Annotated in this window: 20 protein-coding genes; 12 read left to right on the plus strand and 8 right to left on the minus strand. The window is 65.0% G+C overall.

Features of this window, described 5'->3' with window-relative positions:
• A partial coding sequence (locus RTQ83_RS22875; protein ID WP_312519934.1) for a toprim domain-containing protein occupies window positions 1-1102 on the plus strand: 1102 nt, incomplete at its 5' end.
• A 69-nt stretch (window positions 1103-1171) separates the two neighbouring features.
• On the opposite strand, the gene RTQ83_RS22880 is transcribed toward RTQ83_RS22875, so the two are convergent.
• Window positions 1172-2458: an MFS transporter gene (locus RTQ83_RS22880; RefSeq protein WP_312519937.1), complete on the minus strand. Its 1287-nt coding sequence runs from the start codon at window positions 2456-2458 to the stop codon at window positions 1172-1174.
• Window positions 2459-2700: 242 nt separating this feature from the next.
• On the opposite strand from RTQ83_RS22880, the gene RTQ83_RS22885 reads away from it, so the two are divergent.
• Both RTQ83_RS22885 and RTQ83_RS22890 read left to right on the plus strand, forming a co-directional pair.
• Complete coding sequence (locus tag RTQ83_RS22885; protein ID WP_312519939.1) at window positions 2701-3138, plus strand: hypothetical protein; 438 nt, start codon at window positions 2701-2703, stop codon at window positions 3136-3138.
• A 75-nt stretch (window positions 3139-3213) separates the two neighbouring features.
• Window positions 3214-3963 (plus strand): HNH endonuclease, encoded by a 750-nt coding sequence (locus RTQ83_RS22890; protein WP_312519941.1) that lies wholly within the window; start codon window positions 3214-3216, stop codon window positions 3961-3963.
• A gap of 44 nt (window positions 3964-4007) precedes the next feature.
• On the opposite strand, the gene RTQ83_RS22895 is transcribed toward RTQ83_RS22890, so the two are convergent.
• Window positions 4008-5111: a hypothetical protein gene (locus RTQ83_RS22895; protein WP_312519943.1), complete on the minus strand. Its 1104-nt coding sequence runs from the start codon at window positions 5109-5111 to the stop codon at window positions 4008-4010.
• 580 nt (window positions 5112-5691) lie between these two features.
• Here RTQ83_RS22895 and leuA point away from each other — a divergent pair.
• A complete protein-coding gene (leuA, locus tag RTQ83_RS22900; protein ID WP_312519977.1) occupies window positions 5692-7374 on the plus strand; it encodes a 2-isopropylmalate synthase in 1683 nt (560 codons plus the stop codon).
• Between the two features lie 36 nt (window positions 7375-7410).
• Here the strand turns inward: leuA and infA are convergent, their stop codons facing one another.
• From infA to RTQ83_RS22915, 3 genes are all read right to left on the minus strand, one after another.
• Complete coding sequence (gene infA, locus RTQ83_RS22905) at window positions 7411-7677, minus strand: translation initiation factor IF-1 (RefSeq protein ID WP_290419521.1); 267 nt, start codon at window positions 7675-7677, stop codon at window positions 7411-7413.
• Window positions 7678-8106: 429 nt separating this feature from the next.
• The gene (locus RTQ83_RS22910) at window positions 8107-8367 is read right to left on the minus strand and encodes a hypothetical protein (RefSeq protein ID WP_312519947.1); all 261 of its coding nucleotides are present in this window, start codon (window positions 8365-8367) and stop codon (window positions 8107-8109) included.
• Between the two features lie 91 nt (window positions 8368-8458).
• The gene (locus tag RTQ83_RS22915) at window positions 8459-10096 is read right to left on the minus strand and encodes an ATP-binding domain-containing protein (protein WP_312519949.1); all 1638 of its coding nucleotides are present in this window, start codon (window positions 10094-10096) and stop codon (window positions 8459-8461) included.
• Window positions 10097-10284: 188 nt separating this feature from the next.
• Here RTQ83_RS22915 and RTQ83_RS22920 point away from each other — a divergent pair, with 188 nt between their 5' ends.
• From RTQ83_RS22920 to RTQ83_RS22950, 7 genes are all read left to right on the plus strand, one after another.
• Complete coding sequence (locus tag RTQ83_RS22920) at window positions 10285-13371, plus strand: polymer-forming cytoskeletal protein (RefSeq protein WP_312519952.1); 3087 nt, start codon at window positions 10285-10287, stop codon at window positions 13369-13371.
• Entirely contained in the window at window positions 13371-13844 is a 474-nt protein-coding gene (locus RTQ83_RS22925) for a GspH/FimT family pseudopilin (protein WP_312519955.1), read from the plus strand. Before RTQ83_RS22920 ends, RTQ83_RS22925 begins: the two co-directional genes overlap by 1 nt.
• Window positions 13834-14313, plus strand: a complete 480-nt coding sequence (locus RTQ83_RS22930) for a prepilin-type N-terminal cleavage/methylation domain-containing protein (protein ID WP_312519957.1) — start codon at window positions 13834-13836, stop codon at window positions 14311-14313. Before RTQ83_RS22925 ends, RTQ83_RS22930 begins: the two co-directional genes overlap by 11 nt.
• On the plus strand, window positions 14310-15182 hold the full coding sequence (locus RTQ83_RS22935) for a type II secretion system protein (protein ID WP_312519960.1): 873 nt from the start codon (window positions 14310-14312) through the stop codon (window positions 15180-15182). Before RTQ83_RS22930 ends, RTQ83_RS22935 begins: the two co-directional genes overlap by 4 nt.
• Window positions 15179-15667: an MSHA biogenesis protein MshP gene (locus RTQ83_RS22940; RefSeq protein ID WP_312519962.1), complete on the plus strand. Its 489-nt coding sequence runs from the start codon at window positions 15179-15181 to the stop codon at window positions 15665-15667. Before RTQ83_RS22935 ends, RTQ83_RS22940 begins: the two co-directional genes overlap by 4 nt.
• A 100-nt stretch (window positions 15668-15767) precedes the next feature.
• A complete protein-coding gene (locus RTQ83_RS22945) occupies window positions 15768-16511 on the plus strand; it encodes an SDR family oxidoreductase (RefSeq protein ID WP_312519965.1) in 744 nt (247 codons plus the stop codon).
• A 112-nt stretch (window positions 16512-16623) separates the two neighbouring features.
• Window positions 16624-17550, plus strand: a complete 927-nt coding sequence (locus RTQ83_RS22950; protein WP_312519967.1) for an AraC family transcriptional regulator — start codon at window positions 16624-16626, stop codon at window positions 17548-17550.
• Window positions 17551-17553: 3 nt separating this feature from the next.
• On the opposite strand, the gene RTQ83_RS22955 is transcribed toward RTQ83_RS22950, so the two are convergent.
• Entirely contained in the window at window positions 17554-18300 is a 747-nt protein-coding gene (locus tag RTQ83_RS22955; RefSeq protein WP_312519969.1) for a chemotaxis protein CheW, read from the minus strand.
• A gap of 242 nt (window positions 18301-18542) precedes the next feature.
• Here RTQ83_RS22955 and RTQ83_RS22960 point away from each other — a divergent pair, with 242 nt between their 5' ends.
• The gene (locus RTQ83_RS22960) at window positions 18543-19742 is read left to right on the plus strand and encodes an RNA-guided endonuclease TnpB family protein (RefSeq protein ID WP_312519971.1); all 1200 of its coding nucleotides are present in this window, start codon (window positions 18543-18545) and stop codon (window positions 19740-19742) included.
• On the opposite strand, the gene RTQ83_RS22965 is transcribed toward RTQ83_RS22960, so the two are convergent.
• Both RTQ83_RS22965 and RTQ83_RS22970 read right to left on the minus strand, forming a co-directional pair.
• The gene (locus tag RTQ83_RS22965; protein ID WP_312519973.1) at window positions 19739-20029 is read right to left on the minus strand and encodes a hypothetical protein; all 291 of its coding nucleotides are present in this window, start codon (window positions 20027-20029) and stop codon (window positions 19739-19741) included. The genes RTQ83_RS22960 and RTQ83_RS22965 overlap by 4 nt on opposite strands.
• A complete protein-coding gene (locus tag RTQ83_RS22970) occupies window positions 20026-20244 on the minus strand; it encodes a hypothetical protein (protein ID WP_312519975.1) in 219 nt (72 codons plus the stop codon). Before RTQ83_RS22970 ends, RTQ83_RS22965 begins: the two co-directional genes overlap by 4 nt.
• Window positions 20245-20532: the final 288 nt, after the last annotated feature.

The following is a 20532-nucleotide window of genomic DNA, read 5'->3' on the forward strand; positions in this document are numbered from 1 at the left end:
CCGCGACCGCAAGTTCCAGGCCATCCTGCCGCTGCGCGGCAAGGTGCTGAACGTGGAAAAGGCGCGCTTCGAGAAGATGCTGTCGTCGGAACAGATCACCACCCTGATCGCCACCCTCGGCACCTCGATCGGCCCGGACGAATTCAACGTCGACAAGCTGCGCTACCACCGCATCATCATCATGACCGACGCGGACGTCGACGGCGCCCACATCCGCACCCTGCTGCTGACGCTGTTCTACCGCCAGATGCCGCAGCTGGTCGAGCGCGGCCACATCTATATCGCGCAACCGCCGCTGTACAAGGTGAAGGCCGGCCGCGACGAGCGTTATCTGAAGGACGACGTCGAGGAAGCGAGCTACATGATGACGTTCGCGCTGAACTCGGCATCGCTGATCCCGCGCGAAGGCGTCGAGCCGATCAGCGGCGAGGCGCTGGGCGAACTGGTGCGCCAGTACAACCTGGCCAACGCCATCATGATGCGCCTGGCGCGCGTGATCGACCGTGCGGCCTTGACCGCGATCGTCAGCGGCGGCGTGGTGCTGGACCTGACCTCGCTGCAGAATGCCGAAGCGTCGGCCAAGGCGATGGAAGCGGCGATCAACGATCCGGCGGTGAAGGTAAAAGTGAAGTCGGATGAGCTGTCCGAGAAGCATGGCCTGCGGATCGAACGCATCTACCATGGCAACGTGCAGGTGACCGGCATCGATGCCGACTTCGTCGCTGGCGCCGATTATTCCGTGCTGGCCAATTCGGCAGCCACCTTCCAGGGCCTGATGGGCGAAGGCGCGATCGTGCGCCGCGGCGAAGGCGATCGTATGAAGGAATTCGCGGTGCGCGATTTCCATGGCGCGATGGAATGGCTGCGTGAAGAAGCCGAGCGCGGCGTGTCGAAACAGCGTTACAAGGGTCTGGGGGAGATGAATCCAGAGCAGCTGTGGGAGACCACGATGGATCCGACTGTGCGTCGTCTGTTGAAGGTGCAGATCGAGGATGCGATCGCGGCGGATCAGATCTTTACCACGCTGATGGGCGATGAGGTGGAACCGCGTCGTAACTTCATCGAGAGCAATGCGCTGCGGGCGGGGAATATCGACGTCTAATCGCATTGTGTTCTACATAAAAAAACGGCCTCTTCAAGAGGCCGTTTTTTATTGCTGGTTGCGTCGTGCTTAATCCTGCTCTGGAATCGGTGCAACCACCAGGAACTGGTACAACATCGCGCCCACGAAAGCGATACCGGCGCCGGTCAGCAGAGCGGGCACGAACGACCAGGACTGCGCAATATAGCCGGTCAGGATTGGCGCCAGAGCGCCGCCGATGAATCCGCCGAAGTTCTGGATTGCGCCAAGCGAGGCAACGCGACTGCGCGGCGCCACTGCCGTCACCAGCGACCAGGAACAGGCCGATGCCGCGTTGGCCAGGAAGATCACGACCGAGATGCAGGCGATAGCAGCAGTATTGCTCTGCACCAGCGCGGCGGGAATCGTGAACGCCACCATGCCCAGCATGGCCAGCACTACCGCCGTACGACGCCCCTGAACCGCCGATGCTGCACGGCGGGTAATCTGGTCGGAAGCCCAGCCGGCCGTCAACGCGCCGGCGAAACCGCACAGGAACGGGATCGTGGCCGCCACGCCGACGTAGGCCACGTCCATGTGGCGTTCGGTACGCAAATAGCCCGGCAACCAGGTCAGGAACACCCAGTTCAGATACACCGAGCCGAAGAAGCCGAGCAGCATGCCCCAGGTAGCGCGCTGGCGGAACAGCGCGCGCCAGGACGCGAAGCCTGCTTTCGGCGCAGCTTTGAGCGTTTGGCCTTCATCCAGATAGGCACGCTCGGCTTCTGACAACTGCTCGCGCACTGGATCGCGATACAGGATGACCCAGACGATGGCCGCGACGATGCCCAGCGCGCCTGTGATAAAGAAGGCCCAGTGCCAGCTGGTCGCGGCGATCAGCGGCGACAGGCACAGCGGCGCCAGCGCAAAGCCCAACGGCGACGCCGAGTTATAGATGCCGGTTGGCGTGCCACGCGCACGTAGCGGAAACCAGTTGCTCACCACCCGCGCCGCGGCCGGGAACTGCGGCGCCTCGCCGATGCCGAGCACGATGCGGGCGAGCACGAACCAGCCGAAGGTCGATACCAGGCCACCTGCGGCCTGCGCCAGCGACCACAGCACCAGCCCCATGCCAAGCAGCCAGCGCGGCCCGATCCTGTCGACCAGGGCCCCCACCGGCAACTGGCACAACGCATAGCTCCAAGAAAACGCCGACAGCAGCAGCCCCATCTGGCCGAGCGACAGGTCGAGATCGGCGCGAATGAATTCGTTGGCGACGGCGAGCGTGGCGCGGTCCAGGTAATTGATGACGCCGGTGACGACCAGCAGAACGAGTGCCAGACTCTGGCGGCGGCGGATGCGCGGGGGCGCAGCCAGGTGAGCGGAAGTAGCATTCATTTCCGGATGGTACCAAAGCAGCTCCCTAACCGGTTGCGCCTTTTTTGCTATGGCATGCCAGCCACACAATGACTACATAGCACCTGACTCGTGCTACCATCCGTTCCGGGCTGTGCAGGCCGCCCACTCTCGCGAAAGCCAGCGCACCTGCTTGCGTCCATGACGTATCGATTCAGGAGTCATCCCTGTTCATTCACTGATGCCGTAGCGAGAACGGCGCTATTTATGTGAAAGGACCTGGCATGCGCCTCCATTCCCACCGAACCACCACGCCCGATTCCAATACCGATTTCCTGCGCCGTTACGCACGCCGCCTGCTGCGCAGTGCGCATTCGCCGCAACCCAGCATCGCCCTGCCGATCCTGCGCCGCGTCCATAGTGCCCAGGCGAGTGCTTCAACACACCTGACCGAGCTGTATCAGGCACGCCAGACGCTGCAGCTCAAGCACATGTTCCGCACCCTGGCGCATGAGCTGGGCTACGCGGACTGGGATGCTTGCAAGCGCGATATCGATCGCCGGCCATCCGAGATGCTGGACCGCTTCCGGCTCGAGCTGGGTGCGTTCGGCGATTACCAGCAGATCTGGTTTGCGGATACGTCGACCGCAGCGGAATGGCGCCAGCAACATGGCGGCCGGATGGTCGTCTATGGCAAGCAGGCGGTCGTGATGGCTGCTTGATGTCGATGTTCAATATGTTGTTGTATAGATATTGAACAGTTGATAGACTGAGTGAACACTCCCGTTCAATCAGTCATGTCCGAATCTTTCCAAGAACCTGTCGTTCTCAGCAATACGTACTGGACGGATGAGGAACTTACCAGCGCAATCCGGGCATACCTGGATATGCTCCGCGCCGAGCTGAATGGCGAAGCGTATAGCAAGGCCGAAATCAATCGGCAGCTTCGGGCAGGGGCACTCGCTACCCGCACCAAGGGTTCGATCGAATTCCGCATGCAAAACATCTCCGCCGCGCTCTATGAGCTGAAAATGCCGTGGATCGCCGGCTACCTTCCTGCGAAAAATATCGGCAGTGCGGTAAAAGAGAAGATGATCGAACTGCTCCGTGCAAATGGCGTCGAATTTCTCGAGCCGTATGTCCCGACGTCGGATCATGAGGAACTGGCCTGCAAGGTGACGTCGCTGAGAAAACAGGCACTTGCGGCACGTCCGCTTGGATCATTTCAGCCAGCGATGGTCTCGAAAATTGCGACATCGTACGTCCGCGATCCGGCAGTCAAAGCGTGGGTGCTACAGATTGCTGGCGGTACGTGCGAGGGTTGCGATACTGCCGCGCCTTTCGTCGCACTTGATGGCTTGCCTTATCTCGAAGTGCACCATGTCATGCCGCTGTCGAGCCATGGGTCGGACACCACGACGAATGCGGTCGCGCTATGCCCGAATTGCCACCGGCGCTGCCATTCGTCGATCGATCGCGAAGAGTTCAAGCTGTCGCTGTATCAAAAAATCCCGCGATTGATCGTCGAAGTGCCAGGGATGGATTAACGCTGCGCGGCTCCATCGGTAGCCGCGCTTCATCCAGGAATAGCTTACGGCAGCTTGATCTTGACGATCGCGTTGCCGGAAGTTGCATACAGATTGCCCTTGCCATCCGCGACAATGCCGCGAATATCGTTCAGGCTTCCCGGCAAATCCCCGGTCCGCAACGTCGCCGCGCGCGCGGTACCGGCAATCGTCGTCACCACCCCGGCCGGCGTGATCTTGCGCACCAGGTTATTGATCCCGTCTGCCGCATACACATTCCCCTGCGGATCGAGCGTCAGCGCCACCACCTGCTCGAAGCGCGCGGCGTTGCCGGCGCCGTTCACTGCCCCACGTACGTTCGCTCCGCCGGCCAGTGTGAACAGGCTGTCCGAGCCGACATTGCCGTTAGGATTCCAGCGGCTGATCTCGCGTTCGAGGTCGAATAGATACACGTTGTTGCTGCTGTCGGTCGCCACGCCGCGCGCCTCGACCAGCGCGACGCCGCTCAGGTCGTTCAGCACGGGCTGCCCTTCCAGCATCGTGGTGTTGCCGGCCGAGATCCTGCGCGTGCCATAGGCGTTGGTGACGAACACGTTGCCGTTGTTGTCGAGCGCGATGGCGAAAGGGAACACGCTGGCCAGGCGGCTGGTGGGAATATTGGTGCCGACCGGGATCCTGGCCCAGGTGCTAACCTGCCTCGCCGGCGAGATAGTCCGGATGAATTCATTGTCGGTGACATACAGCGTCCCGCTCCCGTTCACCGCCACAGCACTGGGATTGCGGAAGCGCGCGTTGCCAGCGCTGCCCTCGGCGGTGCCCTGGGTGCCTGCGGCACCGGCCACGGTGGTGACCACGCCTTCCGGCGTGATCTTGCGGATGGTGAAGTTGCCGGTATCGGCCACGTACAGATTGCCGTTGCTGTCGATCGTGATGCCAGCAGGCCACTTGAAGCGGGCCGCAGTGCCGGTGGCGTCCATCGTGCCCTCGGCCGTCGCGTCCCCGGCCAGGATGCTCAGTGCGGCGGTCTGCGCCGGCGGCGTATCGTCATCATCGTCGTCCTGGTCTTTCGGGATGCCGTCGCCGCAGGCGGAGCACAGCAGCATGAGGGCGGCGGCGCCAAACAGTTTCAGGCGCAGACGGGCGGTTTCGCTAGCCGGACGACGAGTCATGAATCTCTCCAGAAAGGTTCGCCGCCGATGCTATCACGCACCATCGTGCCCATCCCTATTCACGGCCATGGCAGGTGCATAAACTGCATCCTCATACCGTCGGCACTGACGCCGAAGCGACAATGTAGATTAGCCATCCAGCTGCATCAGACTGCGAATCTCCGTACTTTCTTTGCCACATCAATCGATTGTCCGCTTGACATACGGCGCCCACGACTTTAAAGTCGAAATTATGTCTTTCCCTCTGCATCTGTCGATTTCCCTACCAGCCGCCGGCGCGCTATCGCCGGCCGCCCTGCTACTACGCGCGTAATTTCCGCCGTACGCCCGGCTCCGCCGGCCTCCCAGCAGTCAAGGAAGTTGCACCGATGTCCATCTCTCCAGTTTTCGCACCATCGCTTTATTCCACCGGGTTCGTCCTGGCAAGCGGCCTGCGCGCGCCGCAGGTGCCGACGCGTGCGCTGCTAAAACTACCGATCGGTTGCCGGGCCTAGCGTTTCGTGGCCCGTCCGGCAGCCTGCGCCACCCGAAGGCCTCACCAAGCCCAGGCCGCCAAGCAACCAAACATTCAGGAGTCCCGATCATGCTGACCAATCCCGCCGCCAAGTACCGTCCCTTCCCCACCATCGACCTGGCCGACCGCCAATGGCCGAGCCGCGCCATCACGCGCCCGCCAATCTGGATGAGCACCGACCTGCGCGACGGCAACCAGGCGCTGATCGAGCCGATGAGCCCGGAGAAGAAGCTGCGCTTCTTCCAGATGCTGGTGAAAATCGGCATCAAGGAGATCGAGGTCGGCTTCCCGTCGGCCTCGCAGACCGACTTCGACTTCGTGCGCATGCTGGTCGAGGACAACCACATCCCGGACGACGTCACCATCATCGTGCTGACCCAGTCGCGCGATGAGCTGATCCGCCGCACGGTGGAGTCGGCGGTCGGCGCCAGGCGCGCCATCGTCCACGTCTATAACTCGGTGGCGCCGGTGTTCCGCCGCGTGGTGTTCAACATGGAGCGCGACGAGATCGTGCAGATCGCGGTCAAAGGCACGCAGCTGATCAAGGAGCTGGTCAGCCAGCATCCGCAGACGCAATGGGGCCTGGAGTATTCGCCGGAATCGTTCTCCACCACCGAACTCGATTTCTCGAAGCAGATCGTCGATGCCGTCAGCGCCGTGTGGCAGCCGACGCCGCAGAACAAGATGATCGTCAACCTGCCGTCGACCGTGGAAGCGGCCACGCCGAACGTGTACGCCGACCAGATCGAGTGGATGTGCCGCCACCTGAACAACCGCGAATCGCTGACCATCAGCGTCCACCCGCACAACGACCGTGGCACCGCGGTCGCCGCCGCCGAGCTGGCGGTGATGGCCGGCGCCGACCGTGTCGAGGGCTGCCTGTTCGGCAACGGCGAGCGCACCGGCAACGTCGACCTGGTGACGCTGGCGATGAACCTGTACACGCAAGGCGTGAATCCCGGCCTGGACTTCTCGGACATCGATGCCGTGCGCCAGCTGGTCGAGGAATGCAACCAGCTGCCGGTGCATCCGCGCCATCCGTATGCGGGCGACCTGGTGTTCACCGCGTTCTCGGGTTCGCACCAGGATGCGATCAAGAAGGGCTTCGCCAAGCAGCAGGCGGACGCGATCTGGGAAGTGCCGTATCTGCCGATCGACCCGGCCGACCTGGGTCGCAGCTACGACGCGGTCATCCGCGTCAACAGCCAGTCGGGCAAGGGTGGCATGGCGTATCTGCTGGAGCAGGAATTCGGCCTGCAGCTGCCGCGCCGTTTGCAGATCGAATTCTCGCGCGCCGTGCAGCGCGTGGCCGACGAGAGCGGCCGCGAGATCAATGCGGGCGATTTGCACGCGCTGTTCGCGCGCGAGTACCTGGAGCAGGACGAGCCGTACCACTACGTCTCGCACCGCATGGTCGAGGACAGCGAGCATGAAGTGCAGCTCGACGTGAACGTGGCGCGCCATCATGCGCCGCAGACCTTCGCCGGCACCGGCAACGGGCCGATCGACGCGTTCGTCAATGCGCTGGGGCTGGATATCAAGCTGATGGATTACCATGAGCATGCGATCGGCTCGGGCGCGGATGCGCGCGCGGCCTGCTACGTCGAGCTGCGGGTGGGGAACGGGCCGACCTTGTTCGGCGTGGGCATCGACAGCAATATCGTGACGGCGTCGTTCAAATCGGTGTTGTCGGCGGTGAACCGGAATATGGCCGCCGGTACCGGAAGAGAGGACGCGCTGGCGGCCTGACGCCGCGCACGGCGCACGGCGCGCCGTGGGGAAGGATCAGCGGCGGCGCTGCGGCGGGCGGCGCGGGCCGGCCGGGCCGCGCGTTTCGAGGTGACGGAACACGATGCGGCCCTTGGTCAGGTCGTAGGGCGACAGTTCGAGCGTGACGCGGTCGCCCGCCAGGATGCGGATGTGGTTCTTCTTCATGCGGCCCGCGGTATAGGCGATCATCTTGTGGCCGTTGTCGAGGTCGACGCGAAAGCGCAGCTCCGGCAGCACTTCGGACACGAGCCCGTTCATTTCGATCAGTTCTTCTTTTGCCATGTGGTGTTCCTGGTGGTTCCGTCCGGCCCGGACCGGGCCGCGCGGCCGCGCGCGCAGCGCCGGCCTGGAGGGAGTGCTGCGCCGAAGCGCCGTGGATGAGACCCGGCACGCTGCGCCAGGAAGGGGATGGGACTGGTGAAAAAAAAGCCCGCATCGTGCGGGCTTCGTTTCAAAGTATTACCGATTTATCGCCGCTTTGGCCCGCGCTATCTGCGTGGTGCCGAAGCTGGTGGATACCCGCGCTATCTGCGCGGTGCGTCCGCTGTACAGGCTGACTGACATACCGAAAACACATCCCGCGGCGTTCGCGCACTGCACAGGCGCGTCAACTGGATCGCAGGACGCCGACGAGGCCTTTGGCTTTTGTCGACGGACGCAGTATAGCAGGCTTTTTGTGCGCCGCACAAAATATAAACGGTTTTCATGCATTCAGTGCGCGCCAGCCACGCCGCCCTCCTCGTCGTCATCCGCCAGCCGGCGCGCGGCCGCGAGCGGTGTTTCGTCGTCCGCCTGCGAGTAGGACGTCGTTTCGGGCGGATCGAGCATGTCGGCCAGCATCGCATGCAGCTCGGGCGTATCCCAGTCCTTGCCTGCACGTTCGCGGCAATGGATATAGTGCCGTATCTCGCTGTGCTGCTCGGGGGTCAGCGGCAAGCCGCGGAACGTGGTGCCGGGCGACGATTCCTGCATGGTGCCTCCTGTTCCGGCCACGCCGGCCGGTCGCACCGACTATACGCCGACCCTGCGCGGCCGGCGCACAGCATGGCCGGGCCCGGCCACGCTAGGCACCGCTCATCCGGTCCAGCATCTGCACCGAGGCCCGATCGCTCATCACCAGCACCAGCTTCAGGCGCGCGCGCGTCATCCCCACGAACAGCTTGCGCAGCGCCTTCTCGTCGAGCTCCTCGAAATCGATCTCGGTGAAGATCAGCGCCGGCGCGGACTGCCCCTTGAAGCGATAGACCGACTCTGCCAGCAATCCACCCTCTCGGAACACGGGAATCCCGAACAGGTCATACGCCCCGGTAAACGAACGCAGCGTATGCGTATCGCTCAGGCGGTCCAGCTGCAGGATCGCCGACTTCTCGCGCCCCCTGAACGAGCAGATCGCGATGTCATGTCTCGCATAGCCGGCCGACAGGCACGACGTCACCGCGCGCCGCGTCTGCGCCAGCATCGCTTCCGTATCTCCCTCGGGATAGATCAGCTCCTCGATATCCGCCCCCTTGAACGGACTGCCCGCCTCCACCGGCTGGTGCGCGGCGCCGAGCTTGGTCAGCATGTCAACGATCTGGCGCGGGCTGCGGTAGTTGGTGTGCGAGTGCAGCGTCACCCAGCCCGGCAGCGGCACCATAGCGCGGCCGTACAGGTTCTGGTCCGGGTCTTCCATCCAGATCGCGCGGCCTTCGGGTTTCAGCATGCGCAGCACGATGTCGCGCCAGGCCACCGAGAAATCCTGGCCCTCGTCGACGATCACCACGTCGTACTGCCAGGTCTCGGGCAGCGCGGCGCCGGACATCGAGTTCTCGATGCGCTCCCACACGTCGTGGGCGCCGTAGTCGGGCGTGACGTCCTGGGCGCGCAGCCAGGCGTCGGACAGCGTATGGAAGGTGGCGACCCGGCCGCCGTTCGGCACCAGGCGCTCGATGTGGTCGGCCAGCGGGCGGTTGAAGCAGACGTACAGCGGACGCAGGCCGGCGTCGATCGCGGCGGTGTATTCGGCCAGCGCCAGCTGGGTCTTGCCGCTGCCGGCGGTGCCGATCACGTGCAGGCGGAACGGCGAGAAATCGAGCCGCCGCGCCCAGGTGGCCAGGCCGCCCGACAGGCGCGTGACCATCTGCACCGCGTTGCCGATCATGGCGCTCGGGTCGGGCCGCAGATTCAGGGTGTCGCCCAGGAAGCGCGTGACCTTGTCGAATTCGTCAGTCTTGTCGGTGATCGGCAGCGCCTCGCGGATCACGCGCGCCAGCTTCGGCTTGTTGGTGGCGTCGATGATGTGGTGCGGGTCGATCCCGGCCAGCTGCTGGTCGCGCACGATGTAGTCGGGGCAGTACAGCAGGTAGTCGATCGACAGCGTGCCGTGGTAGCGCTTGGCCAGGCCCTCGATATTGGCCAGGATCTGGGTGCGGATCTTGCGCGTCTTGCCCTGGAAGCTCTTGACCAGGCCTTCCGGCGTCTCGTTTAGAAAGCCCGCCACCTGCTCGATCACCAGCATGCGCCCGTTCGGCGCCAGCACGATGAAGTCGATGTCGCCGTAAACCGAGTAGCCCTGCTCGACGTTGGTCCAGTGCACGCCGTGGTAGATGGCGTAGGGCGCATCGGCCAGGCGCTGGTCCAGATAGGCCAGGGTTTCAATTTCGCGGGCCGCGGCGCCGGTCACGGACATTTCGCGCCAGCCGGCTGGATGGAGGTGGGCCATGGGTCGTCGCTAGCGTTAGTAAGATGAAAACTATTGTAAGACTGTTTCCACGATACTCACACACCGTTGTCCGCGGCACGCATTCCAGCCCCTGAATCGCCAGGAATCGTTGCCTAAGCGAAAAACTTATTGTCGCCTTACGGCAATCCAGTGCACACTTTCGTCCATCGCGTTCGTATGGGCTTTCCGTGCATCTTGCTTCCAATTTCCTGGCATTCATCCAGCCGGCATTGCGCCGTTGCCTGTTGCCGTGCCTGCTATTGGTTTCAAGCGTGTGGAGCGGACAAGCGTACGCGGGCACCACCTACGCCTTCGACGGCGGCAAGGTGATGAGCTGCTCGAACAAGGCCAAGGTCTACACCTGCGACTCGATCGCCCTGCCCCAGTGGGACGACAAGATGGTGATCGGCGACGGCTACACCGTCAACGTCAGCTCGGACGTCGTGTTCGGCTACAACCACGGCCTCGCCATGAGCGGTACGGCGCGCCTGACCAGCAGCGGCAACATCGACCTCACCGGCCTGAACCCGGCCAACCTGGCGGTCACGGGCGGCTCGTTCGAGGCCGGCAAGGCCTTCAGCGTCGCCGGCCCGAACCAGATGAAGGCCGATGTCACCGCCGGTTCGCTCAGCCTGGGCACCGGCCCGACCTTCCAGATCACCGGCACCATGGTGTCGCGCGGCGCGGTCGCGATCAATTCAGGCACCACGGTGGTCGGGTCGGTCAGCGGCACTGCGATCACGACCGAGTCGCCGTTCCGCGTCACCGGCAACGTCACCGCCAGCGACACCCTCCTGATTGCCTCGCACAGCACGATCGAAGGCACGGTTGTTGGCAACACCTCGATCACCATCAATTCGCCGGCCACGCTGAACAAATCGGTTACGTCGCAGGGGCCGATCATGATCGGCTCGGGCGTCACCATCGGCGGCGTGGTCAAGGGCACCACCATCACCGCCGATTCGCCGGTCACGCTCAAGAGCGACGTCGTCGCCTCCACCCGCTTCACTCTGGGCTCGGGCAGCACGGTCACCGGCAACATCACCGCACCCGAGGTCGAGCTGTATGCGGCCAGCAGCAACGTCACCGGCAACGTCACGGCCAGCAAGCTGCTGACGATGGGGTCCTCGGTCAAGATCAAGGGCACGGTCGACACCGGCCAGCTGACGCTGTACGCCTCCGACGCGATGATCGAAGGCGTGGCCAAGGTCGATTTCGCCACCCTGTTCTGGAACGGCCGCGTGACCCAGAACATCGTCTGCAAATCCGGCACCCGCGCCGGCTACTGCGACTGCGTGGACAACCAGAGCGGCAACCCGGTCAATTCGCTCAACGGCCCGCGCTGCGAATCGGGCAAGCCGGCCGCGAGCCCGCTGCACCACTTCCAGATCACGCATGACGGCAGCGGCCAGACCTGCGCGCCCGAAAACGTGACCGTCACCGCCTGCGCCAACGCGGCCTGCAGCGCGCCGCACTTCAACGGCGGAGCCAGCGTCACCCTGCAGCCGGGCAGCGCGACGACCGCGATCGGCAGCAGCGGCACTGCGACGGGGCAGGTGTCGCGCAGCACGGCCGGCACCGAGGCGCTCAAATTGAGCTACAGCGGCACGGTTGCCGCGGCGCCGGTGTGCGTCAACACCGGCGGCGGCGCTTCCTGCGACATGACCTTCAGCGGCGGCGTCGCCTTCAACATCGACGTGCCGCATCACCGCGCGGCGGAAAACGCGGTCGCCACCATCAAGGCGCTGCAGTCCGACCCCAGGACCAGCCAGTGCGTGGCGGCGTTCAAAAACACCGACAAGCAGGTCCAGTACAGCTGCGGCTACGAGACTGCCAGCAAGGGCGGCGCCGCGCTGACGCTGGCTGACAAGGCGCTGGTATGCAGCACCGGCGCCCGGCAGGCGGTGACGACCCGTTTCGACGCCGATGGCGCGGCCAAACTCACGCTCAACTATCCAGACGTGGGCAAGGTCAAGCTGATGGCGCAGCTTGACGACGCCCGGGGCGACAAGGTGTTCACCGTGGCGCCGCACCGCTTCGGGTTCTCCACGCTGCCCAAGGCGGCGGCGGGCGAGGCGCTGCGCGCGGGGGACGACTTCAAGGTCACGGTCAGCGCGCTCAATGCGAAAGGCGACATCACGCCCAGCTTCGACAAGACCGCGCTGCAGCCGGACCTGCTGGCGACCAAATTCTCGGTGGAGTGTGTGGCCAAGGGCGAAGCGGGTTCGCTCGGCGTCACCACCGCCGCCAGTTTCAGCGCCGGCAATGCCACGCCCGTGCTGTGGTGGAGCGAAGTCGGCGCATTCGACGTGAAGGCCACGCTCGACGCATTCCTGGACAGCGGCCTGGCGGTCAGCGGCACCACCAGAGAGGCCGGTGCCGGTTGCATGCCCAAGGTCGGCCCCTTCATTCCCAAGTACTTCCTGGTCGACCAGACCCAGGAAGAACTCGACAAGAAGCGCACGTTCTACTATGCCGGCGAACCGGTGCCGGTCAGGATAAGCGCCATGAATGCGCGCAACGCGCTCACCAAGAACTATGATGGCGTGCTGGACTACAGCGTCAACGTGACGCTGGCGGCCTATGACAAGGAACGCAAGCTCCTCAATCCGAACGGTGGCAAGCTGCTCCCGCCCGAAGTGGCGGCGGCCGCTTTCAAGGCAGGCGTGGCGCTGGCGGCGCCCGCCTATGCGCCGACCGCCACGCCGCTCATCGCGCCGACCGCGATCGTGCTGCGCGCGGCAACGGCGGCGCCGGTCGTGACGTCGGACGACGCCAAGGGCAGCTTCGAGAAGGCGCAGCCCCTGATCCTGAGCGGGCGCCTGCGCGTCGGCAGCGGCGCCGGCCGCGTCGGCGACGAGATCGTCATGGAAGTCGCGACCGATTACTGGAGCGGCTGGAGCTGGCTGCTCAACGCACAGGACAACGTCACGCGCATCCCGGCGGACGCCTTCGCGCAAACCGCATCGGCCAGGACCGAGGGGGGCGTGAAGCCGTCGCTGAACAAGCTTGCGGCGGTGACGATCAAGGGCGGCAAGGCCGCGTCCAAGGTCATCCTGGTGGGCGATCGCCCGGGCTGGATCGACCTGGCCGTCAATCTCGGCGCCGACAAGCTGGATGTCGCCTGCCGGGGCGCGCATCCGTTCAGCACCGGCGCCAACCTGGCGTGGCTGCGCATGCCCGCGAATTGCCGCGATCCGGCCGGACGCGCCACCTTCGGCGAGCTGGCGCCGGAAAACCGCCGCATCATCCACGTGCGCGAGGTGTTCAATTGATGCGCCGGCTTAACCATCAACATGGCTTCACCATGGTCGAACTGATCACCGTGATGGTGCTGATCGGTGTGCTGGCCGCGATCGCGATCCCGAAACTCATGGGCGACAACATCACCGAAGCGGCGGTGTACGGCGACCGCGTGGCGAGCGCGCTGCGCACGGCGCAGAAGGCGGCGGTGGCAAAGCGCCGCACGGTCTGTCTCGACACCGTGGCCGGCACGCTGAGCGTACGCCCCGGCCCCGGCCCGGGCTCGTGCGATACCGACCTGGGCCCCGACTTCACCGGCCTGTTCGCCAACAACAATGCCGCCATCGGCATGAGCGGCGCGCCGCCGGAGCTGCGCTTCCAGCCCGACGGCAGCGTTACCGACATCAACGGCGCGCAGGTGGGCGAGATCAGGATCGGCATCACGCTGGGCGGCAGAACGCAGCGCACCATCCGCATCGACGGAGGCACCGGCTATGTCGATTGAGCGCACCCGCAAACGGATGGCCGGAGTCACCCTGGTCGAACTGATCATCGCCATGGTGATCGTCGGCGCGGCACTGGCTGGCCTGGTGGCGGCCTACAACCGCGCCAACATCGGCAGCGCCGATCCGCTGGTGACGCAGCAGATGCTGGCGGCGGCCGAGACCATGATGGAAGAGATCATGCAGAAACCCTTCACCGGCGCCGATCCGGCCAGGCCGGCCAGCCGCCTGTTGTACGACGAGATCGGCGACTATAACGGCTACGCCCAGACCGGCATCGTCAACGTCAACGGCGATCCGGTGCCCGGCCTGGGCAACTACACGGTGAGGGTCATCGTCGACCGCCCGGGCGACGCTGGCGTGCCGGCGATCACGGGCGTGAACACGGGCGACGCGCGCCGCATCCGGGTCGAGGTCAGCGCGCCCGGCGCCGAGGCCGTCGTGCTCACCGGCTGGAGGACCAGGCCATGACCCTGCCAATCAGGCGCGAGCGCAAGCGCGAGCACGGATTCACGCTCGTCGAGCTGATCCTCGTAATCGTCCTGGTGGGCATCATCGGCGGCGTGCTGACCATGATGCTGGCGCCGGCGATCCAGAGCTACCTGCTGGTGGGCCAGCGTGCGGCCCTGACCACCGTCGCCGATACCGCCCTGCGCACCATCGCCGTTGACGTGCGGCGCGCGGTGCCCAATTCGCTGCGCCTGACCAACCCGCAATGCCTGGAACTGGTGCCGACCAGCGACGGCGGACGCTATCGCAGCGGGCCGATCGTGGGCCGCACCGACGCCAGGTACATCAATGACGCCGAACCCGGCACCGCCTTCGACGTGCTGACCCGCTTCACGAACACGCCCGCGGCCGGCGACGTGATCGTGGTGGGCAACCGCGGCGACGAGGTGTACACGGCAAACAGCCCCTCCGTCGCCGTCGTCCAAAGTGTGACCGCATCGCCCGCTGCGGCGCTGGGCGAACACCGCATCCAGCTCGGGACCTCGCTGCAGGTGCCGCCGGGCTACGACGGCGGCCGCTTCGTGGTGGTGCCGGCGGCGCGCCGGATCGTGACCTATCGCTGCAGCGCGGGCATCGACGCCGGCGGCAGCGGCACCGGCACCCTGGTGCGCCTGAACGGCAACAATCTTGCCGCGCCGCCGGCGTGCGGCAACGTCGTGCCGGCCGGCGCCCAGCTGGTTGCCACCAAGGTATCCAGCTGCAGCTTCGTGGTCCACGCCAATGCCGGCGCCACCCAGGACAGCGGTTACGTGCAGCTGCAGCTGACCCTGAGCGACAAGGGCGAGTCGGTCCCGCTCACGGTCGGCGTCAACGTGAGCAACGTGCCATGATGCGCCGTCAATCCGGTTTCGCATACATCGCGGCGGTGGTGTTCCTGGTGGTGATCGCGGGCATCGCGGTGGCGCTGCTGCGCCTGACCGATACCCAGCAGACCACGGTCAACCAGGCCCTGCTCGGGGCACGCGCCGGCCTCACGGCGCGCGCCGGCATCGAGTGGGCATTCAATGGCCTGGCGGCGCGCTGCGGGCCGGACAACGGCACCGCTACCTTGCTCAACGATTTCAGCTATGTCTCGGGCTTCCGGGTCCGGGTCACCTGCTCGTTCCGCGACTACGACGAGGGCGAAAATCCGGCCGCCCTCGGCACCTCGGTGCAAAAGCGCATCTACCGCATCGAAGCGGTGGCCTGCAACGGCACCGGCGGCGACTGCCCGGACACGAACGGGGGAAGCCTGGCGCGCCCCGACTACGTCGAGCGCGCACGGGTTGCCACGATCTGCACCATGGCGCCGGCCAACACCCCGTGCGAAGGATGATTGTTATCGCATACCGAACAAAGGTTTCGGTTTGCAGGGCATGATCCCGCTTCGATAACAGACGATGATAGAGTCCCTGAACATTCATCCGGAGGACTCCATGCAGCAAGCACCCAGCACCCGCGTCGCCATCGTCACCGGCGCTTCGCGCGGCATCGGCTCCGCCGTGGCGCAACGCCTGGCCGAAGACGGTTACCGCGTCGCCGTCAACTACGCCAGCAACGAGCTTGAGGCCGACAAGACCGTCGTCGCCCTGCGCGCCGCCGGCCACACTGCCATCGCGGTCAGGGCCGACGTGTCGCAGGCCGACCAGGTACGCGCCCTGTTCGACACCGTCGAGCGTGAGCTTGGCAAGGTCGACGTGCTGGTGAATAACGCCGGCATCCTCAAGACGATGCCGCTGGCCGAATCCAGCGACGAGCTGTTCCAGCGCACCTTCGCCATCAACGTGCAGGGCACCTTCAACACGCTGCGCGAGGCGGCCACGCGCCTGAACGACGGCGGCAGCATCGTCAATTTCTCGACCAGCGTGGTCGGCCTCAAGCTGCCCGGCTACACGATCTACAGCGCCACCAAGGCGGCGGTCGAATCGATGAGCCAGATCTTCGCCAAGGAATTGCGCGGGCGCCGCATCCGCGTCAATGTGGTGGCGCCGGGGCCGGTGGCGACCGAGCTGTTCATGGACGGCAAGACGCCGGAACAGATCGCCCACTTCGCCAGCCTGCCGCCGCTCGAGCGCCTTGGCGAGCCGCGCGACATCGCCAACGTGGTGTCGTTCCTGGCCGGGCCGGACGCGGCCTGGGTCAATGGCCAGGTGCTGCGCGCCAACGGCGGCGTGATTTAAGCCGATGTGAGGCGCCCGGCGGAGGATCGGGCAATCCTTGCGGACCATTGGCGCCGCCGTTCGCGCTGTAATACAGTGGCACCGTCATTACACCGCCCAAAGGAGACCGCACATGCAAGCAATCCACGACCTGGCCGCCCGGATCGCCCGCCACCAGCACACCGACGGCATGCAGCAGACCGCGGTGCCGGGAATGTGGCTGATCCGCAGCGCGCAGCCAACCCGGCCGCTGCAGGTGCTGCACGTGCCGGCCGTGTGCATCATCGCCCAAGGCGCCAAGGTGGTGACGCTGGGCGGCGACGACTACCGCTACGATCCGGCCAAGTACCTGGTGGTGTCGGTCGATCTGCCGCTCACCGGCAGCGTCACCGAAGCCTCGCCCGAGGAACCCTACCTGTGCCTGCGGGTCGACCTCGATCCGCAGCTGCTGGCGGCGATCGACCTCGAACTGCCGCCCTCACCCGGCAAACCAGTGCGTGGTGCGGCGGCGCGTGGCCTGTACCTGAGCCAGACCACGCCGGCGATGGTCGATGTCGGCGCGCGGCTGGTGCGCCTGCTCGAGGCGCCACAGGACATCGCCATCCTGGCGCCGCTGTTGATACGCGAGCTGCACTATCGCCTGCTCACCGGCGAGCATGCCGGGGTAGTGCGCCACATCGCCTGCGGCGAAGGGCGCATGGCGCAGATCACGCGCGCGATCTGCTGGATCAAGAGCAACTACAACCGTCCGCTGAGCGTGGAGCGGCTGGCCGGCGAAGTGGGCATGAGCGCGTCCACATTGCACGAGCATTTCAAGGCGGTGACGGCGATGAGTCCCCTGCAATACCAGAAGCAGCTGCGGCTGCAGGAAGCGCGGCGCTTGATGCTCACCGGCCTGAAGGACGCCGCGCGCGCCGGACACGCGGTGGGGTACGAGAGCAGCTCGCAGTTTTCGCGCGAGTATGCGCGCTTCTTCGGCATGTCGCCGGGGCGCGATTCGATGCGCCTGCGCGAAGCGATGCTCGACGGCGGGCCGAGCGTGCTGCAGGGGATGCCGTAAGCGCTACGCCACCACCTCGGCCAGGCCGCACACCCGCGCCACGATGCGCGCCGCGCTCAATTCCTGGATCAGCACCTCGCCCCCATTCGCCTTGATCAGGCCCGCCGACAATCCATGCTGGTCCGCCGCCAATCCGAGCGACGTCGACGCCGCCGGATCGAAGCGCTGCACCGAATGTACATCGTCCACCAGCAAGCCGATCGTGGTGGCGCCGTGCCGCACCAGCAGCACCTGCCCGCCACCACGCACCGGCGTCCCGTTCCTTCCCACCAGCCGCGCCAGGTCGAACACCCACACGAAGCGGCGCTGGCCGTCGTCCAGGTCCACGTCCAGCATGCCGATGCGTCCGCCCTCGCCCGGCGGCGTGCGCTTGACCTGGGCGAACGGCAGCGCTTCCACCACCGCCGCCGCATCGAGCGCCATCAGCTCGCCGCCGGCCTGGAACAGCGCATGGTCGCGCCCATGCTCATGCTCCGTGCGCACCCGCGCCGCACCGGCTAGCGCGGCCAGTTCGGCATCGGTGCGCAGTGCGCCAAACGACTGCAGCAGCACCGACAGCACCGGCTGCTCGCGCCCGCCCGCGCGGAATTCGCGATAGCCTTCGGCGCGCGCGCAGGCGGCCACGCAGTACTGGCCGGCGTGGATCACGATGCGCGTCGCCGAACCCTCGGCAGAGGCGGCGTCGAACGGCGCACGCTCCAGCGCCAGCATCGCTCCGGACGGATATGCAGGGTCGGTGGCGCACAGCACGCGTCCGTAAGTCTATTCTGTTCGATGGTCGAGCCGGGCATGAGCTCTTACTTCGGACATTCATTGCAAGATGGAGTACAGGACCAAGCTCCGCTTGAGAGGTCGAAACTCGGCTCATGGTTGATGCAAGCCAAATTTGGCTATTACGGTGGAACCGTGAGTCGCTTCCCCAGTCTGATAAAGACCAGCTTCTGCATTTTGAGTCGTGTCTTCATGATGGACCAAGCCATCGAGGATCTGCCATGTTCCTGGCCCATCGCATTCAGCTTGTCCCAAACAATGTTCAGGCGACCTACCTCGCCCGCGCATCGGGCACGGCCCGGTTCGCGTATAACTGGGCACTGGCCGAGTGGGGGCGGCAGTATGCAGCGTGCAAAGCCGATCCCACTTTATCGCTACCCAACGAAGGAGCGCTGCGGCGCCAGCTGAATGCGATCAAGCGTGACTGCTTCCCCTGGATGCTGGAAGTAAGCAAAAACGCGCCGCAGCTGGCGATCATGCAATTGGGCCGAGCATTTCAGAACTTCTTTGAAAGACGAGCACGCTACCCGACTTTCCGGCGCAAGGGACGTGACGACCGGTTCACACTGACGAACGATCAGTTTCGAATTGAAGGCCATCGTATCCGCATCCCGAAGCTCGGATGGGTCAGAATGCATGAACGGCTGCGCTTTGCGGGGCGCATCGTTTCCGCATCCATTTCGCGCATTGCAGATCGCTGGTATGCCAGCATCACCGTCGAGACAGCAAATCCGATCCTGCCATATTCCGATAGCCAAGGAGCGGTAGGCGTGGATTTCGGCGTTACGGCACTGGCGACGCTGTCGACAGGTGAAACAGTGACCGGACCCAAGGCATTGCGCACCTTGCTTGAACGCTTGCGGCGCCTGTCGCGCTGCTTGTCACGCAAGGTCAAAGGCTCACGCAACCGCGCCAAGGCGAAGGTGGCCCTGGCGAAGCTGCATGCCAGGATTGCCAACCTCCGGCGCGACAGCCTTCATAAGCTCAGCAGCAGCATCACGCGCCGCTTCGACACCATCGGCATCGAAGACCTGAACGTCAAGGGCATGCTTGGCAACCGGAGGCTGTCACGCGCCATCGCCGACATGGGTTTTAACGAGTTGCGCCGCCAGCTGACATACAAGGCGGCGCAACGTGGGAGACAAGTAGTGGTGGTGGATCGGTGGTACCCGAGCAGCAAGACATGTTCGTGCTGCGGCCATCTGCTGGAACAACTCGATCTAGGTGCACGCCAATGGACATGCCAGGATTGCGGGAAGCAGCACGACCGTGATGTGAATGCCGCGGTCAACCTGAGAAATATGGCGGTCAGTTCGACCGTGTCGGCCTGTGGAGGGGAAGGCGCTGGCCCAGTGCATCATGCACAGGGTGAAACCGGCCCCGGCGAAGCAGGAATCCAACAGCAAGCTAGCGTCGGTTAAGAATGGTAAGCGACGTCTAGCTTTGCGTAAGTTTGGAGGAACGGTAGCCCTGGTAGCCCTGCGTACGAGGCGATGGTGGCAACCAGGTATTCGCGGCCGGCGAACATGCAGGTTTGGTCGCCGGCTCCACGACTGACCGGCACTTTTGCGCCAGGCGCGATCCAGAGCGGATCGGCGCTGCTGATCACGCGCTCGTCGGCGTCGAGCAGCAGCATGTTGGCGCGCCCGCCGGCGTCGCCATAGGCGCCGAAGATGGCGGCCAGCTCGTGCTCGAAGCGGAAGCTCAACAAAGCACGCCGATCGCGGCGCCGCTGCCGGGATCACGCATGGTCTGCGAATACAGCAGCGCGCGTGGGCAGCCGGGGAACAGGTCGCTGGCGCGGAAGGTTTCGACGTAGCCTGGCGAGGCCAGCGTGGCGGCGACCAGCGGATCGGCGCTGCGTGCCATGCCGGCGTCCTCGTCGGCCCGTACCAGCACCGCGCCGTCCGGGGCCAGCGGCACGATGTCGTCGTAGACCGTGTATCAGGCGCCAGGTCTGGTGCAGCTCATGCAGCGCCGACTGGCGCCGTGCCACGTCCGGCATGTAGAGCAGGAAGGTCTCCACCAGCTGCGCATCGTGTTCTTTTGTCATGGGAAGTTGAGGATTAAAATTACTTCCCGTACAGCAATTTCCGTGCCATTCGGTTGCGCTGCCGGTGTGCTACTCGTACGTTTTCTCGTCCTATAATCCGGCCATGAGCTACCAACTGGCGATCTTCGATTTCGACGGCACCCTGGCCGACACCTGGC

Source organism: Massilia sp. (genome assembly GCF_031995545.1).
Classification (GTDB): Bacteria; Pseudomonadota; Gammaproteobacteria; order Burkholderiales; family Burkholderiaceae_D; genus Telluria.